Consider the following 14,538-nt stretch of genomic DNA (forward strand, 5'->3'; position numbering starts at 1 on the left):
CCGGCCCCGGGTGCCTTGATCACTCCCCGTCGGGGAAGTCGGTGCTGAGCGTCAACTCTTCCCACGCGTTCATCTCGGCGATCACGGCGTCGAGCTTCGTGCGGGCGCGGCGCAGCGCGTCCGACCCGAGCAGGAGGTGCAGCGGCGGGTTGTCCGACCGCACGGCCGCGAGGATCGCCTTTGCTGCGCGGTCGGGATCGCCCAGTTGCCGGCCGTCAGCGGCGTTGAAGGCGGCGGAGCTGCGCCCGACGCTGGCGGCGTAGGCCGAATCCTCGGACTCGCTCCAGCGGATCGAGGAGGCCGACAGGAAGTTGGTGCGGAAGGCGCCCGGCGCCACGGCCGTCACCTTGATGCCGAGGGGGGCGACCTCCGGTGCGAGGCTCGCCGACAGGCCCTCCAATGCGAATTTCACCGCGCAATACAGGCCGGAGCCGACGCCCGGCGCGCGCCCCGCGATGGAGGTGATGTTGACGATGTGCCCCGACCCCTGGGCGCGCAGATGGGGCAGTGCCGCCCGGATGATGCGGAAGGGGCTGAACAGGTCGACCGCGAACAGGCGCGCGACCTCGTCGTCGGTGGCCTTCTCGATCGCGCCGAGCAGGCCGTAGCCGGCGTTGTTGACCAGCACGTCGATCCGCCCCATCCGCGCGACGGCGTCATGGACCGCCGCCTCGGCCGCGTCCCCGTCGGCGACGTCGAGCGTCGCGACGTGGAGCGTTCCGCGGCCGGTCGGAAGGTCGGGCGTTCCGCTGCGGACGGTGCCATAGACCGTGTCCCCTTCCGCCAGCGCCGCCTTGGCCAGCGCGTATCCCAGTCCCCGTGAAATGCCGGTGATGAACCATGTCGTCATGCGGTGTCTCCTTTCGGGATGGAGATACGCCGGACACCTCAGGTTCAGAATGGGGCCGAAACTGACAGGGCTTGTAAGCTGTACTTAAAGATACCATCCTGCGGCGATGGACACCCTTCTCTCCAGCGCGGATTACAACCAGCTGCGCGCCTTCCTGGCGGTCGCGGAGACGCTGAACTTCAGCCGGGCGGCGGAGCGGCTGGGCGTGTCACCGTCGGCGTTGAGCCAGATGGTGCGCGGCTTCGAGGAGCGGCTCGGCGTGCGGCTGTTCAACCGCACCACGCGCAGCGTCGTGCTGACGGAGGCGGGCGAGCGGCTGTTCGAGCGCGTGCGCCCGGCCGTCTCGCAGCTCGGCGACGCCATCGGCCAGGCCCGCCAGCAGCGGGAACGGCCGGCCGGGACCGTCCGCATCCACAGCTTCCGCTCCGCGGCGGAAATGTACATCGAGCCGATCCTGCCCGCCTTCGCGCGGGACTATCCGGACGTCGTCCTGGACGTCACGCTGGACGACGCGGTGGTCGACGTGGTGGCCGGCGGCTTCGACGCCGCGATCCGGATCGGGGAGGTGATCGAGCGCGACATGGTGGCCGTGCGGCTGGGGGCCGACATGCGGCAGCTCGCCGTCGCGTCGCCCGACTATCTGGCCGTACACGGAGCCCCGGCGCATCCCCGCGACCTCGTGCGGCACCGCTGCATCCGCTGGCGCTGGCCGGGCCGTCCCATCCCCTACGCCTGGGAGTTCTTCGAGGACGGGGCGTGGTTCGAGGTGGTGGTGGACGGGCCGCTCATCGTCGACGACAAGCCGATGGCGCTGCGGGCAGCGCTTCAGGGGATCGGCATCGGCTTCGTCGTCGAGGATACGGTGCGGGAGCACATCGCGTCGGGACGGCTGGTCCCGCTGCTGGAACCCTGGTCCGCGCGCTTTCCCGGCCACTTCCTCTGCTACCCGCAGCAGCGCCAGATGGCCCCGGCGCTGCGCGCCTTCATCGACGCGGTGCGGGCCGGACAGCCGGTGCGTGACTCCGTCGACTGACGATCCAATCGTCAATGCTCCCGCTCAATACAGACTGGCAAGGCCGTAAACGAACGGGACTTGTAGCCAGCAAAAGCCAGCCCCGATCCTGCAACCGGAAGCCCATAGGCCGAATGTGACTTACATCCGCGCCGTCGGCTCCGAAACCGTCCGTGTATAGGACGAAATCCGGGAGACTTGGATTGGAAACCGTGCTTTAATCGTGCCGCAGCGTCGCTGTTTCCTCGCCGGACGTTTTGCGCTACCCAACAAGGGATTGGAGCGGTCGAACAACCAAGAGTCGTTCGTGCCGGCCCTGATCTCGTGCCTGCCACAGCCCAAGGATGTGCGGTCCGGTGCATCGGTCCCATCGATACCCGCCTCGGATCCACCGTGTGACGATGCCTGCCGTGATTCCCGCCGCCATCGGGTCGTTGATGTGGTTCTGGTTGGCCGCCGTCGTCCTGCTGTTCTCGGCCGATCCGGCCAGCGCGCGGGATGGCTTCAAGGCGGAACACGGCGTCCTCGACCTGCGGTCCTGGAACCCCGGCAAGGACGGGGTGGTGGAACTGGACGGCGAATGGCTCGTCTCCTGGGGTCGGCTGGCGGGGGAGGAAAGCTGGCAGCGGCTGCCCCTGCCGGACGGAAAGCTCTGGGTGCCGGTCACGCTTCCCCTGATCTGGAACGGGGTCGTGCGCCCCGATGGCGGAAGGATGGACGGGCAGGGCGCGGCAACCTTCCGGTTGCAACTTCTGCTGCCGCCCGGCACGCCGCCGCTGACGCTGCAGTTACCGACCGCCTATTCCGCCACGCGGCTGTGGGTGGACGGGCAAGCCGTCGTCGCCGCCGGCAAGCCGTCGCTTGATGCCGCGACGGAGGAGCCGGTCTCCGCCACGCGCTTCACCACCCTGCCGGGCGGGCGCCGGGTGATGGAGCTGGCGCTGGAGATCTCCAACCACTTCCATGTCGAAGGCGGCATCGGCCGCACCCTGCACCTGGATGGCAACGGAGAGTTGGCCCGGGTCTGGCAGCGCCAGCTGATGACCAACGCCGGCGCGCTGATGTCGCTGGCGCTGATGGCCCTGTTCATCGCCGCCTTCGTCCGCCGCGGGGTGTCGGCGGCCGCGGTCTACCTGGTGCTTCTGCTGGCCGCCTGCACGATGCGGCTGGTCTGCACCAGCGGCCTGCTGCGCCTGTTCTTCCCAGAGGTGCCCGAGGCCTGGGCCTATCGGCTGGAATACCTGCCGATCTACCTGTTCTACCCCATCTATTTCCACCTGCTGCGGTCGCTGTTTCCCGGATGCCTGCACCGGTGGGTCGGCCGGGTGATGCTCGGCGTATCGGTTGCCGGTGTCCTGATGGTGCTGTTCACCCAGCCGGCGGTCTTCACGCGCTTCCGCGACGTCGCCAGCCTGCTGCTGGTCCTCTCGGCACTGTACTTCGCCTGGTGCCTGGCCGTGGCGGCGTGGCGGCGCCATTTCGGCGCCTTGCTGCTGGGTGGCGGCGCCCTGGCCTTTCTGGGGTCGGTGGTGCACGACGCGCTGATGTACGCGCACCTGTTTCAGAGCATCGACCTCGTCCCCTACGGCGCGCTGCTCTTCATGTTCTCGCACGCGCTGGTGCTCGGCCGCCGGGTGGTGACGGCGCTCGACAACGTCCGCGACCTGTCGCAGGAGCTTGCCGCCCTCAACGAGGGGCTGGAGCGCCAGATCGCCGAACGCACGCGGGCCTTGTCGGACAAGTCGACAATGCTGGAGCGGTTTCTCGCCAATCTCAGCCACGAGGTGCGCACGCCGCTGAACGCCCTGCTCGGCATGGTGCGGGTGATCCGGCGGGAAGGGGCGACGGAGCGCCTGGGGGAACGGCTGCGCGTGGCCGACGACGCCGGGCGCCATCTGGTGACCATGCTGGACAGCGTGCTGGAGTTGGCGCGGCTGGACGCCGGCCGGACGGAGCTTGAGCCGGAGCCGACCGACGTCGCCGGCCTCGTCGAGGACGCGGTTGCCCTGGTGCAGCCCAGCGCCGAGGAGAAGGGGTTGCGCCTGACGCTGGAGGTCACGGGCATTGGCGCCACCCGCTTCTGGATCGACCCGGTGCGCTTTCGCCAGATCGTGCTGAACCTGCTGAGCAACGCGGTGAAGTTCACGGAGCAGGGCGGCGTCATGGTCGGCCTGTCCGCTCGCCCGGCCGCGACGAGCGCGGTGTTCGGGGGCATGACGCTGGTGCTGACCGTCGCCGACACGGGGCCGGGCGTGCCGCTGGCCGCAAGGGCGATCATCTTTGAGCCGTTCCAGCGCGGCGTCGGCGGGTGGCGCGACGGCACGGGGCTCGGCCTCGCGATCGTCAAGCGGCTGGCCGGGCTGATGGGCGGAGCGGTGGACCTTCAGAACCGGCCCGGCGGCGGATCGGTGTTTTCGGTCACGGTGCCGACCCGGCCGGTGCCGGTTCCCGCGCGCGCGCGGACGACGCGGCTGCCGGAGCCCGGGCTGCTCGACATCCTCCTGGTCGAGGACGCGCCGGAGAATCAGGCGGTCATGCGCGAGTATCTCGCCCCGGGACGGCATCGGGTCGTCTGCGTGGAGAGCGGGGAGGAGGCGCTGGCCCGGCTCTTCGAGGCGCCCGCGGACGTCGTGCTGCTCGACATGCGGCTGCCGGGGATGGACGGCGTGGAGGTCGCGCGCCGCATCCGGGCGCTGCCCGATCCCGACCGCGCCCTGATCCCGATCATCGCGGTGACCGCCAACAGCTCGCCTGAGGACTGCGCCCAATACCTCGACGCCGGGGTGGACGAGGTGGTGTCCAAACCGGTCGATCCGGATGTGCTGCACGATGCGCTGGCCCGGCACGCGCCGACCGACGCGGTGCGGCCCGACGCCCTCGCGCCGGCCGGCCTCACGCCGTCGGACCGGGACCGGCTGCTCGGGCATTTCGCGCAGGCCTGCCGCGAGGTCCTGGCGGCGCTGGCGGACCGCTCCGTATCGCCGGAACGGCTGGCGGAGCTGGCGCACCGCCTGAAGGGCAGCGGGGCAACCTATGGCTTTCCTGAATTGAGCGAAGAGGCGCGCGTGCTGGAGCGTGCTGCCCTGACCCTGGTTCAGGCGGGGCCGGCGACCGGGCAGGGGGAGGAGGACGCGTTGAGCGACGCGGTTCTGGTGTTGGAGCGCCGCGTCGCGGCCGTGCTCCGCGCGATCGAGACGGGGGAAAGGGGAGGGACGCTTCCATGATGCCGCCGGCAGCGAAGTCACGGGAGCGTATCCCACCATGAGCGTCGGGTCGGAACTGGCCGGGCGCACGGTCCTTCTGGTCGAGGACGCGCTCGAAACCCAGGACCTGATCGCCTCCTACCTGGAGCGCCAGGGGCTGTGCGTGCTGCGGGCCTCCAGCTGCGCGGCGATGGCCGGGCTGCTGGCCGACCAGCGGCCGGATCTGGTGCTGCTGGACATCAACCTGCCGGACGGCGACGGCTTGGCGCTGGCCGAGCGGCTGAAGCTGGGGGAAGAAATCCCGCTGATCTTCGTGACCGGCCGGGACAGCCCGACCGACCGCATCGCCGGGCTGTCCCAGGGCGGCGATTATGTGACCAAGCCGGTCGACCTTCTGGAACTGCTGATCCGCATCCGGAACCTGCTGCGCCATGCGGCGCGGTCGTCCGCGGTTGCGCCCGCCGCGCCCGCGGCACCGTCCGACGCGCCGCTCGTCTTCAGCGGGTGGCGGCTCGACCTCGTGCGCCGGGCGCTGTTCCGGCCCGACGGCTCCTACCTTGCGCTCACCACGGGCGAGTTCAACATCCTGGCGGCGCTGGCGGCGATGCGCCCCAACCCGGTCAGCCGGGAGTATCTGCTGGATGTCATCAGCAACCGCGACCCGCGGTCGATCAGCGAGCACACGGTGGACACGCTGATCACGCGGCTGCGGCGGAAGATGCGGCTGGAGGACGGCAGCCCGTCGCCCATCGTGACCGTGCGCGGGGTTGGTTATGCGCTCGAAGCGGAGAAGGCGTGACCGATAATTGCCGACGCGCAAGCGATTGTGTCGCTGCGGCGCCGTCGAAAGCATCAACGGCCGTTGATACGCAAACGAACGAGGTAATGCTATGAAACTACCAACAATTGTTCGGCGGCCTATCGCGTAAGAGACAACGTTGCGGCGTCCGATGCTTCGGCGTCGCAGCGGCGCAGGGGCTGCCACGGGCCGCCGGGCGACACCGGCGGACGAGCGGCAAGGGGTGGGGCATGCAGCGGTCTCTGGCTTCGCGGGGGGCGGAATTCGGTGCGCCGGTCGGGCTTTCGGCGGTTGCACCTTCGATCCTGATCATCGGAAACGACATTGGCGCCGCCGAAGGCGTCCGCGATTGCGGGCTGCGCGGCGGCCATCGCGTGCAGGAGGCGCGGGACGTCATCACCGCGCTGGGCGTCCTGGACGCGGCGCCGGACATCGGCATCGCCTTCGTCGATGGCGGCTCGCCCGGCTTCGACGGCTTGGCCCTGATCGAGCGGCTGCGCCGCACCCATCGGGGCGTCGCCTGCGTCCTGGTCGCGCGCAACCCGTCGGCCGACGAGGTCGTGCGGGCCATGCGCCTGCAGGTCGCCGACGTCGTGACCGCCCCGGAGGACGGCGCCCAGCTCGACCGGGCGCTCGGCCGCGCGCTCGCCGCCCGGGAGGATGCCGGTGCCGACCTGGCGTCCGCGTCACCGGAGGGCTTCAACAGCGATGTGCTGGAGCAAGCCTACCGCCACGGTCTCGCCCTCATCGAGACGGTGCGGACCCTGCGGGAGGACAGCGTGCCGGTCCGCGTCAAGCCCTTCGCATCGGGGCCGCGGGCGGTCCCAGCCCCGGTCGCGCCCGTCCCGTCGGCCGTTGCGGACGCGCCGAACGACCATCTTTCCATCTTGCAGGCCATTCAGCGCAAGCGCGCCGCCCGCGGCAAGTTCTTTCCCAAGGGGCTGTTCGAGGACCCCTGCTGGGACATGCTGCTGGACCTGATGATCAACCACCTCCAGGGGCGGCGCATCTCCGTGTCGTCGCTGTGCATCGCCTCGGGCGTCGCCCAGACCACCGCGCTTCGGCGCATCGCCGACCTGCACGACCGCGGGCTGGTGCGCCGCATCGCCGACGACAAGGACGGCCGCCGCGTCTTCATCGAGCTGACGGAGGCCGGGGCGGCCGCCATGAAGCGCTATGTGGACAGCGTCGGCGTGGCGGGCTGACGCGAGCAGTCCGGCCACGGGCAGTCGCAGGCGGGGAAGCGGCAATTGTCGCCGTTCACGTCCCCCGCCTGCACCGCGATCTTGTAGCGCAGGCCGTTGGCGGAATCCGAGGTGATCAGGCCGCAGGCCTCGTAGACCTCCACGTTGACGCGGGCGGACTGCAGGGCCACCCGCGCGATTTGTTTCGGGTCCTTCATCATGCTGGTCGAGGGCTCCCTTCCGCGTCGCGTCCGGATGCGGAACGCGCCATGCCCGGCGATCGGCCTGCGGCGCTTCCGAAGGACTTCCTTCGGGGAGGCGCTGCGCGTGCCCTGTGGTCGGCTTCCCGTCCCGGCAAGAAGTGATTTCTCAACAATTCGTGCTATAGACTATTCGTGCTGCAGGGCAATATAAAAGCCCGACCCGATGAACAAAAAAGGAATCCCGCATGACCGTCGTCCCGCTGGGCAAGCCCTCCGCGAACGATCACGCGACGCGCTACCCGCTGCTGCCCGAGGGCGCGTTCCGGGTGCAGAGGCCGATCCGCTTCTCCCACACCGACCCGGCCGGGATCGTGTATTTCCCGGTCTATTTCGACATGTTCAACGGTGTGATCGAGGACTGGTTCACCCAGGGGCTCGGGTTCAACTACGCCAGCATGATCCTGGAACGGCGGCTGGGGCTGCCGATCGTGCACGCGGAGTGCGACTTCCTCATCCCCGGCCGCATGGGCGAGACGCTGACGCTCGGCGTCGTGATCGAACGGCTCGGCCGCAGTTCCATCACCCTGCGCATCACGGCGGAGGCCGACGGGAAGGTCCGCCTGTCGGGCCAGCTGGTCGTGGTGGCGACCTCGCTCGACAGCTTCGAGTCCGTCCCGCTGCCGGAGGACCTGCGCCGGTCCATGGAGGAGTACCGCATCGCGTGCGAGCGGCGTTGACCGGCGGTCACGCGGCCGTGCGCTCCTCCAGGGACGCGCGCAGGATCGTCCCGATGTCGTCCAGCAGACTGGTGTCGTCGCCGGCCATGGCGTCCATGGAGGTCATGCGGGCGACCACCGCCTCGGCGACGCGCTCCTCCACGGTGTCTTCGGCGTAGGTGTACCAGACGGTCGCCTTGCGGCCGTCGCGGTGGCAGCGTCCCTCGATCTGCTGCATCTGGATCGCGGAATAGCGCAGGTCATGGACGACGAGCGCGCGCGGCGCCTCGCCGCCCGGCATCTCCCCCTGGTGCAGGGAGATCGATTCCGTCACGGTGAAGACCACCACGTCCAGCCCGCCGGTCTGGAAGGCCACGCGCGTCGCCTCGTTGGCGTCGCCGTCCTGCTCCCCCGTGATCCGACCGACGCGCCAGCCCCGGCCGCGCAGCGTGTCCTCCAGCAGGGCCGCCGTTTCCAGGAAGGCGACCGACACCGCTACCACGTGGCCGTTGCCGAGCAGTTCCTCGACGAAGTCCGCCGTGCCGCGCACCCGCAGCAGCGAGCCCTTCTGGCGGAAACGCAGGTCGGCGGCCCAGCCCTGGGGCCGTCGCGTGCTGCCGCCGGCCAACCCGAACTCCCGCCGGAACTCGCGCCAGGTCGCGTCGTAGAGGCGGCGTTCGTCCCGGTCGAACTCGGTCGGTTCCAGCGCCCGCTCGATCTCCGGCCAGCCGGCGATGTCCTCCGGCGTGCGGCGCAGGCCGGCGGCGTTGGGGCCCTGGTAGAGCAGCTCGGCCATCAGGCGGCAGTCCCGCTCGTTCGGCTCCCACGACCAGTTCTTCCAGCGCCCCTTGGCCTTGCCGATGCCGAGCCGCTTCATCAGGGTGCGGAACCCGCCGATGTCGGCGGTGTCCGTCCCGGCGGCGCGGCCGAGCAGGGCGCCGAGATAGGCCAGTTCGTGCGGCGCCTGCCCAGCGGTGGCGCTCATGTAGACGGTGAAGGCCGCCGCGTCGGCGATGGTGCGGCAGGCCATGGTCTGCTGGGAGTGCGGGTTGCGCAGCCGGTGGCTCTCGTCGAAGACGACGATGGGCCAGGTCCGCTTGGGCTCCCCGAACTTGGCGAGTTCGTTGTTCTTGGCGCGCGTCGAGCGCTTCGTGCTGGCCGCAACCGGCTTCAGCAGCGATTTGGTCCGCTCGTAGTTGATGAGCGTCACGCGCTTCGGCCGGCAGCCCGACCGGGCGATGGTCCGGCGCCAATGGGCCAGCGCGCTTTTCGGGCAGACGACCAGCACCTCGTCCTCCGGCATGGCGGCCACGGCCAGCCACACCGACAGCGTCTTGCCCAGGCCCGTGCGGTCGCCCAACAGGAAGCCCGGCCAACCGGCGGCGCGCCGCGCCAGGATCGCATCGCGCGCCTCGACCTGATGGGCGCGCGGAACGAAGGCCTCCGCCGCGCCGGGCGCGTCAGCCATGCAGCACGGTCACGTTGTTGGGCCGGTCCTCCGACGAGCGCCGGCTGACCTTCTTCAGTTGCGTGATGTAGCGCTCCGCGCCGTTCTCCATCACCGCGATGGCGGCCAGACCCATGTCGTCGGGAACGATGTGGATCTCCTTGATCCGCGCCGTGCCCGCGGTCAGTTCCGCCGCGTCGAGGACTTCGTCGCCTTTGCGGAAGCCCAGATACTCGTCAACCTGCATCGCTGTGTCACCAGCCGTCCGTCCGTGAGTGGCCCGGGCCGGTTGAGCGGCCCGGACCTTTCCATATGGTACCGCATCTCGCCGCCTGCACGCGAGAGCGGTGGGTACGCCGACCAGGGTGACCCGCATGTGGCTCATATGCGACGGAATGAAACGCTGTGAAACACGAAACGCGGTGATGTCGCACGGGCGGAGTTGTCCCTTGTTATGACTTTGATCCTATATGGATCCGGGGAGGGACGCAAGTGACGCGGGAAAACCACAGAGACACAGAGGCACGGAGATGGATTTTCAAGCCCCCGTGAGACGGAGGCTTGTACGGAAATCTCTGTGTCTCTGTGCCTCTGTGGTGAATCGCCGTCAGCGAACGGTGTCGCCCAGCGCGACGTCCATGGCCGCTTCGGCGTGGATGCGGGTGGTGTCGAAGACGGGCAGGTCGGTGTCGCCGGCCCCGATCAGCATGGTGATCTCGGTGCAGCCGAGGATGACGCTGTCGGCGCCGGCCGCGCGCAGGCGTTCGATCTCCGCGAGGTAGGCGGCCTTGGAGTCCGCCTTCACCTCCCCCCGGCAAAGCTCCTCGTAGATGACCCGGTGGACGAGCGCCCGGCCCGCCTCGTCCGGCACCAGAACGTCCAGCCCGTGCCGATCCCGAAGGCGGCCGGTGTAGAAGTCCTGCTCCATGGTGAAGCGGGTGGCGAGCAGGGCGGGGCGCTTGACACCGGCCGCCTTCAGCCGCCCGGCGGTCGCGTCGGCGATGTGGACGAGCGGGATGCCGACCGCCGCTTCCACGGCGCCGGCCAGCTTGTGCATGGTGTTGGTGCAGATGACCAGCGCCTCCGCCCCGGCGCCCTCCAGGCGGCGGGCGACGTCGACCAGAAGCGTCGCGGCCCCGTCCCAGTCCCCGGCGTGCTGGCGCTCGGCGATCTCGGCGAAATCAACGGACCACAGCAGCAGCTTCGCCGAATGCAGCCCGCCGAGCCGGTCGCGCGCGATCTCGTTGAGGTGCCGATAGTAGATCGCGGTGCTTTCCCAACTCATGCCCCCGATCAGACCCAGCGTCTTCATCGTATCTCCCATCGAGCCTGTTGCTTGGCGCCTGTTGTTCGGCTTCGATGGCACTCTCGAACCATCGGCGACCGGACGGCGTCAGCATGCCGTCCCGGACGGTGCGGGGCCAGAGCAAACAGCGATTGAGGAAGGACAGGCCATGGCAAGCGCCAAGAACACGATCTGCCTCTGGTACGACAAGGATGCCGAGGCCGCGGCCCGCTTCTACGCCGAGACCTTTCCCGACAGTTCAGTGGGCGCCGTTCACCGCGCACCCGGCGATTACCCGTCCGGCAAGGCGGGCGACGTGCTGACGGTGGAATTCACCGTCGCCGGTATTCCGTGCCTCGGCCTCAACGGCGGGCCGACGTTCAAACACAACGAAGCCTTCTCGTTCCAGATCGCCACCGACGATCAGGAAGAGACCGACCGCTATTGGAACGCCATCGTCGGCAATGGCGGCCAGGAAAGCGCCTGCGGCTGGTGCAAGGACAAGTGGGGCGTTTCCTGGCAGATCACGCCCCGCGTGCTGACCGAGGCGCTGGCGGCCGGCGGCGACGAAGCCAAGCGCGCGTTCGAGGCGATGATGACCATGACGAAAATCGACGTCGCGGCGATCGAGGCGGCCCGGCGCGGCTGAGTGAAGCGGGCCGGTTGCTCGCCGGCGCGTGTCTTCGCGAGGAGGATCACGCCGGATGGCGTTCCCGGCCCGCCCATCCGCAGGGCGGCGGCCTTGTGGGTCAGGCGACTTCCAAGGCCCCTTCCACCTTGCCGCCGAAGCCGTTCTCCAGCGCCCAGATCGCCGCCTGGGTGCGGTTCGAGACGTTGATCTTCCGCAGCAGGCTCTTGAGATGAACCTTCACCGTCGCCTCGGTGATGTTCAGGTGGATGGCGATCATCTTGTTGCTGTCGCCCAGGAGGAGGCGCTGCAGGAGCTGCACCTCGCGGCCCGACAGGCCCTTCGGCGCGCGCGGCGCGTTGGCGTTGGCATTCACCTTGCCGGTGATCAGCAGGGCGGCCAGATGGGTGGGGAACACCTTTTCCCCCATCATCACCAGGCGCAGCGACTGGGCGAGCGCCGCCGGCGAGATGTCCTTCATCAGGAAGGCATCGGCCCCCGCCTGGATGGCGTTGGCCATCTCCGTGGTGTCCAGTTCGGTGGCGAGCAGAACCAGGCGCGCTTCCGGAAAGCGGCTCTTCAGCGCCGCCACCGCCTGCACCGGTTCCCGCGTCGAGGCCGGATCAAGCATGATGAGCTGGGGCGCTTCGCCGTCTGCGCCCGACAGCATCCCTTCCGCGCTCGCCGCCTCGTTCGTGACGCGGAACTCCCCGTCGGAGAACAGGGCCTTCATGCCTTCGCGGAACAGCTTGTTGGCGTCGATCAGATGGATGGAAACAGGGTGCATCGTCCAGTCACTCTCGAAAGCGATCACGTTGGCCGGACATTACCCGATCATTCGTGTGCAGGCCAACCCTAACGTTAGTAAAAAATTAACCATATGAGGCGGGGCCGAACCTGTGCTTTGGGGTATATGCGGCACCCCGACGGAACCGCTCGCGTGCTTATGGGCCGAAATTCCGAGATCACCGGCGGCCGGACGTGTTGATGGGGATAGAGGAATTCATCCACGCCGTCCATGGAGGACACTGCTCATGAAACGCGCGTTCGGCTTTTCTATGCTGCTGACGGCCACGCTGGCGCTTGGCGCCTGCAACCAGACCAGCAACGGCGGCTTGTTCGGCGACAGCGGCGGCGGGCTTTTCGGCGGGAGCGGGAGCAGCGGAGGCGGCGGGTTGTTCGGATCAGGCGGTTCGAACCAGTATGCCCGCAATGGGCAGTGCGACGATCCGCGCTACAACACATCCAACGGCGGCCGTGCCGAAGCCGGCACCGACGACTATGACTGTTCGCGGTATGGAAACGGCGTCAAGCGCTGACGCGACATCACCATCTGGGCCGCGACATCACCATCTGGGAAGCACGGGCAGCGCCAGCGATCGCGTCGTTCCACTGTGTGTCGACGCTTGATTCGGCCTGCCTAACTCCCAGGCCGCCAAAAATCCGCCAATGAGAGCGGCGACAATCATCAAGAGAACCAGCAGAGCAGCCTTCGTTCCGCTTCCCCGGTTTCTTGCATGCATCATCACACCCCAGCGGTTCCGTAATCGGAAGACCATGCTAACGCTGCATGGTCATGGTTTCCTGCTCAAAACCGGATAGGAAGACAAAGCGAGTTTCTTCGGTGTTGCTTCGGACACTCTCCCCGCACGGGGTAATGCGCTCTCCCGAAGGGTTCCGCGATTGCCTGGGAACGGGCTGGAATGGTCAGTTTTCCGCCTTTTGGGCCCATGGGCCGGTCGGACAGCGGCGCCATGCCGGCGGCGAGGTTTTCGTCGACGGAGCGCTCGCGCAAGCCTGATGCCGGAAGCTTCGGTGCGATGGTCGCCGTGGAGAGGGGCAGGCGAAACCGCGTCGGCGCCAACACCGGGCGTGACAGGTTCGGAGCTTTGGATCGCTGGCCGCTTGGGAAAGGTTGGTTGGGGGACTAGGATTCGAACCTAGGCTGGCGGAGTCAGAGTCCGCTGTCCTACCGCTAGACGATCCCCCAGACCGTCGCCGGGAGCGGTCAGGGCCGCGTCCCGTCGTGGGCCGCCCTTTTAGCAAAGGGTCCGGCGCTTGTATAGACTTTTTTTGCGGACGGTACCTTCGTTAGGTCAGCTTTCACCATTCGTGGGGTTCCAACCGGGAATGAAACCGGGTTAAGATGCCGCTCTTCAGCGTGGCGGGGAGGATTCGTGGACCTGCAGGTGCACAGCGAGCGGCAGAATGACACCGGACGGTTGCGTTCGACGGTTCCCTCGCGCCCTGTGTTCGCGGCCCTCGACCTCGGCACCAACAATTGCCGCCTGCTGATCGCGCGGGCGGCTCCCGGCGGTTTCCGTGTCATCGACGCCTTCTCGCGAATCGTCCGGCTGGGGGAGGGGCTGACCCGCCACGACCGGCTGTCGGACCTGGCGATGGAGCGCACCATCGCCGCGCTGAAGGTGTGCGGGTCCAAGATCGAGCGGCGCGGCGTCACCGCCGCCCGCGCCGTCGCGACGGAGGCCTGCCGGCGCGCCCGCAACTGCAACGAGTTCATCGACGCGGTGGAGCGGGAAACCGGCATCGCCATCGAGATCATCTCCAGCCAGGAGGAAGGGCGCCTGGCGCTCGCCGGCTGCGCGTCGCTGCTGGACCACTCCGTGCCCTACGCGGTCGTGTTCGACATCGGCGGCGGCTCGACGGAGCTGATGTGGCTGGCGGTGGAGAAGAACCGGCCGCCGCGCATCCTCGACCAGACCTCCATCCGTTGCGGCGTCATCGGCCTGACGGAGCAGTTCGGCGGACCGGAGGTGAGCGGCGGCATGTACCGCGACATGGTGGAGGCGGTGTCCTCTGCCATCGCCGGCTTCGAGGCGCGGAACGGCATCCGCGAGCGGGTGCTGGCGGGGCAGGTGCAGATGCTCGGCACGTCGGGCACGGTGACGACGCTGGCGGGGGTCCATCTCGGCCTCTGCCGCTACGACCGGCGGGCGGTGGACGGCAGCTTCCTGCGCATCGACCATGCCCGCGCGGTCATCGAACGGCTCGTGGGGCTGGACTTCGAGGGCCGGGCGCGGCATCCCTGCATCGGGCAGGACCGCGCGGACCTGGTCATCGCCGGCTGCGCGGTGCTGGACGCGCTGTGCGACTGCTGGCCGGTCGAACGGCTGCGCATCGCCGACCGCGGCCTGCGCGAGGGCATCCTCGTGGAGCTGATCGGGTCGGCGCGGGAATTGTATTAAGGAAC

At 68.7% G+C, this 14,538-nt stretch carries 14 protein-coding genes and 1 tRNA gene; 8 read left to right on the forward strand and 7 right to left on the reverse strand.

From position 1 onward, the window contains the following. Positions 1-19 precede the first annotated feature (19 nt). Positions 20-850, reverse strand: coding sequence for an oxidoreductase (locus J2851_RS00270; RefSeq protein ID WP_209762161.1), 831 nt, complete (start codon positions 848-850; stop codon positions 20-22). Positions 851-956: 106 nt separating this feature from the next. Here J2851_RS00270 and J2851_RS00275 point away from each other — a divergent pair, with 106 nt between their 5' ends. The 4 genes from J2851_RS00275 to J2851_RS00290 all read left to right on the forward strand — a co-directional run bounded on the left by J2851_RS00275 (position 957) and on the right by J2851_RS00290 (position 7,069). After that, positions 957-1,883 (forward strand): LysR family transcriptional regulator, encoded by a 927-nt coding sequence (locus tag J2851_RS00275; RefSeq protein ID WP_209762163.1) that lies wholly within the window; start codon positions 957-959, stop codon positions 1,881-1,883. A gap of 380 nt (positions 1,884-2,263) precedes the next feature. After that, positions 2,264-5,086 carry a response regulator gene (locus J2851_RS00280; RefSeq protein ID WP_209763604.1) on the forward strand — a complete coding sequence of 941 codons (2,823 nt, stop codon included), beginning with the start codon at positions 2,264-2,266 and terminating at the stop codon, positions 5,084-5,086. 37 nt (positions 5,087-5,123) lie between these two features. Then, complete coding sequence (locus J2851_RS00285) at positions 5,124-5,864, forward strand: response regulator transcription factor (RefSeq protein ID WP_209762165.1); 741 nt, start codon at positions 5,124-5,126, stop codon at positions 5,862-5,864. Between the two features lie 230 nt (positions 5,865-6,094). Beyond that, a complete protein-coding gene (locus J2851_RS00290) occupies positions 6,095-7,069 on the forward strand; it encodes a response regulator transcription factor (RefSeq protein ID WP_209762167.1) in 975 nt (324 codons plus the stop codon). On the opposite strand, the gene J2851_RS00295 is transcribed toward J2851_RS00290, so the two are convergent. After that, a complete protein-coding gene (locus J2851_RS00295; RefSeq protein WP_209762169.1) occupies positions 7,039-7,269 on the reverse strand; it encodes a hypothetical protein in 231 nt (76 codons plus the stop codon). The genes J2851_RS00290 and J2851_RS00295 overlap by 31 nt on opposite strands. Before the next feature lie 227 nt (positions 7,270-7,496). Between J2851_RS00295 and J2851_RS00300 the strand changes: the two genes are divergently transcribed. Then, the gene (locus J2851_RS00300) at positions 7,497-7,988 is read left to right on the forward strand and encodes an acyl-CoA thioesterase (RefSeq protein WP_211114178.1); all 492 of its coding nucleotides are present in this window, start codon (positions 7,497-7,499) and stop codon (positions 7,986-7,988) included. Positions 7,989-7,995: 7 nt separating this feature from the next. On the opposite strand, the gene J2851_RS00305 is transcribed toward J2851_RS00300, so the two are convergent. From J2851_RS00305 to J2851_RS00315, 3 genes are all read right to left on the reverse strand, one after another. Then, the gene (locus tag J2851_RS00305; protein ID WP_209762171.1) at positions 7,996-9,435 is read right to left on the reverse strand and encodes an SNF2-related protein; all 1,440 of its coding nucleotides are present in this window, start codon (positions 9,433-9,435) and stop codon (positions 7,996-7,998) included. After that, positions 9,428-9,661, reverse strand: coding sequence for a hypothetical protein (locus tag J2851_RS00310; protein ID WP_209762173.1), 234 nt, complete (start codon positions 9,659-9,661; stop codon positions 9,428-9,430). The genes J2851_RS00305 and J2851_RS00310 overlap by 8 nt, the downstream gene beginning before the upstream one ends. A 360-nt stretch (positions 9,662-10,021) precedes the next feature. After that, positions 10,022-10,726 (reverse strand): aspartate/glutamate racemase family protein, encoded by a 705-nt coding sequence (locus J2851_RS00315; RefSeq protein WP_209762175.1) that lies wholly within the window; start codon positions 10,724-10,726, stop codon positions 10,022-10,024. 142 nt (positions 10,727-10,868) lie between these two features. On the opposite strand from J2851_RS00315, the gene J2851_RS00320 reads away from it, so the two are divergent. Further along, the gene (locus tag J2851_RS00320) at positions 10,869-11,348 is read left to right on the forward strand and encodes a VOC family protein (protein ID WP_209762177.1); all 480 of its coding nucleotides are present in this window, start codon (positions 10,869-10,871) and stop codon (positions 11,346-11,348) included. Between the two features lie 100 nt (positions 11,349-11,448). Here J2851_RS00320 and J2851_RS00325 read toward each other — a convergent pair whose 3' ends face one another. Then, positions 11,449-12,114, reverse strand: coding sequence for a LuxR C-terminal-related transcriptional regulator (locus J2851_RS00325; RefSeq protein WP_209762179.1), 666 nt, complete (start codon positions 12,112-12,114; stop codon positions 11,449-11,451). A gap of 247 nt (positions 12,115-12,361) precedes the next feature. Between J2851_RS00325 and J2851_RS00330 the strand changes: the two genes are divergently transcribed. Beyond that, positions 12,362-12,646, forward strand: coding sequence for a hypothetical protein (locus tag J2851_RS00330; protein WP_209762181.1), 285 nt, complete (start codon positions 12,362-12,364; stop codon positions 12,644-12,646). Between the two features lie 597 nt (positions 12,647-13,243). On the opposite strand, the gene J2851_RS00335 is transcribed toward J2851_RS00330, so the two are convergent. Then, positions 13,244-13,317 (reverse strand) — tRNA-Gln (locus J2851_RS00335). A gap of 187 nt (positions 13,318-13,504) precedes the next feature. Between J2851_RS00335 and J2851_RS00340 the strand changes: the two genes are divergently transcribed. Then, entirely contained in the window at positions 13,505-14,533 is a 1,029-nt protein-coding gene (locus J2851_RS00340; RefSeq protein ID WP_209762183.1) for a Ppx/GppA phosphatase family protein, read from the forward strand. The last annotated feature ends 5 nt before the right edge of the window (positions 14,534-14,538 follow it).

The organism is Azospirillum rugosum, assembly GCF_017876155.1.
Classification (GTDB): domain Bacteria; phylum Pseudomonadota; class Alphaproteobacteria; order Azospirillales; family Azospirillaceae; genus Azospirillum; species Azospirillum rugosum.

Bases quoted from the DNA above. Each gene is read 5' to 3' on its own strand.
- J2851_RS00290 (WP_209762167.1), top strand. From the start codon at position 6,095: ATGCAGCGGTCTCTGGCTTCGCGGGGGGCGGAATTCGGTGCGCCGGTC.
- J2851_RS00285 (WP_209762165.1), top strand. From the start codon at position 5,124: ATGAGCGTCGGGTCGGAACTGGCCGGGCGCACGGTCCTTCTGGTCGAG.
- J2851_RS00295 (WP_209762169.1), bottom strand. From the start codon at position 7,269: ATGATGAAGGACCCGAAACAAATCGCGCGGGTGGCCCTGCAGTCCGCC.
- J2851_RS00320 (WP_209762177.1), top strand. From the start codon at position 10,869: ATGGCAAGCGCCAAGAACACGATCTGCCTCTGGTACGACAAGGATGCC.
- J2851_RS00275 (WP_209762163.1), top strand. From the start codon at position 957: ATGGACACCCTTCTCTCCAGCGCGGATTACAACCAGCTGCGCGCCTTC.
- J2851_RS00325 (WP_209762179.1), bottom strand. From the start codon at position 12,114: ATGCACCCTGTTTCCATCCATCTGATCGACGCCAACAAGCTGTTCCGC.
- J2851_RS00280 (WP_209763604.1), top strand. From the start codon at position 2,264: ATGCCTGCCGTGATTCCCGCCGCCATCGGGTCGTTGATGTGGTTCTGG.
- J2851_RS00300 (WP_211114178.1), top strand. From the start codon at position 7,497: ATGACCGTCGTCCCGCTGGGCAAGCCCTCCGCGAACGATCACGCGACG.
- J2851_RS00330 (WP_209762181.1), top strand. From the start codon at position 12,362: ATGAAACGCGCGTTCGGCTTTTCTATGCTGCTGACGGCCACGCTGGCG.
- J2851_RS00310 (WP_209762173.1), bottom strand. From the start codon at position 9,661: ATGCAGGTTGACGAGTATCTGGGCTTCCGCAAAGGCGACGAAGTCCTC.
- J2851_RS00315 (WP_209762175.1), bottom strand. From the start codon at position 10,726: ATGAAGACGCTGGGTCTGATCGGGGGCATGAGTTGGGAAAGCACCGCG.
- J2851_RS00305 (WP_209762171.1), bottom strand. From the start codon at position 9,435: ATGGCTGACGCGCCCGGCGCGGCGGAGGCCTTCGTTCCGCGCGCCCAT.
- J2851_RS00270 (WP_209762161.1), bottom strand. From the start codon at position 850: ATGACGACATGGTTCATCACCGGCATTTCACGGGGACTGGGATACGCG.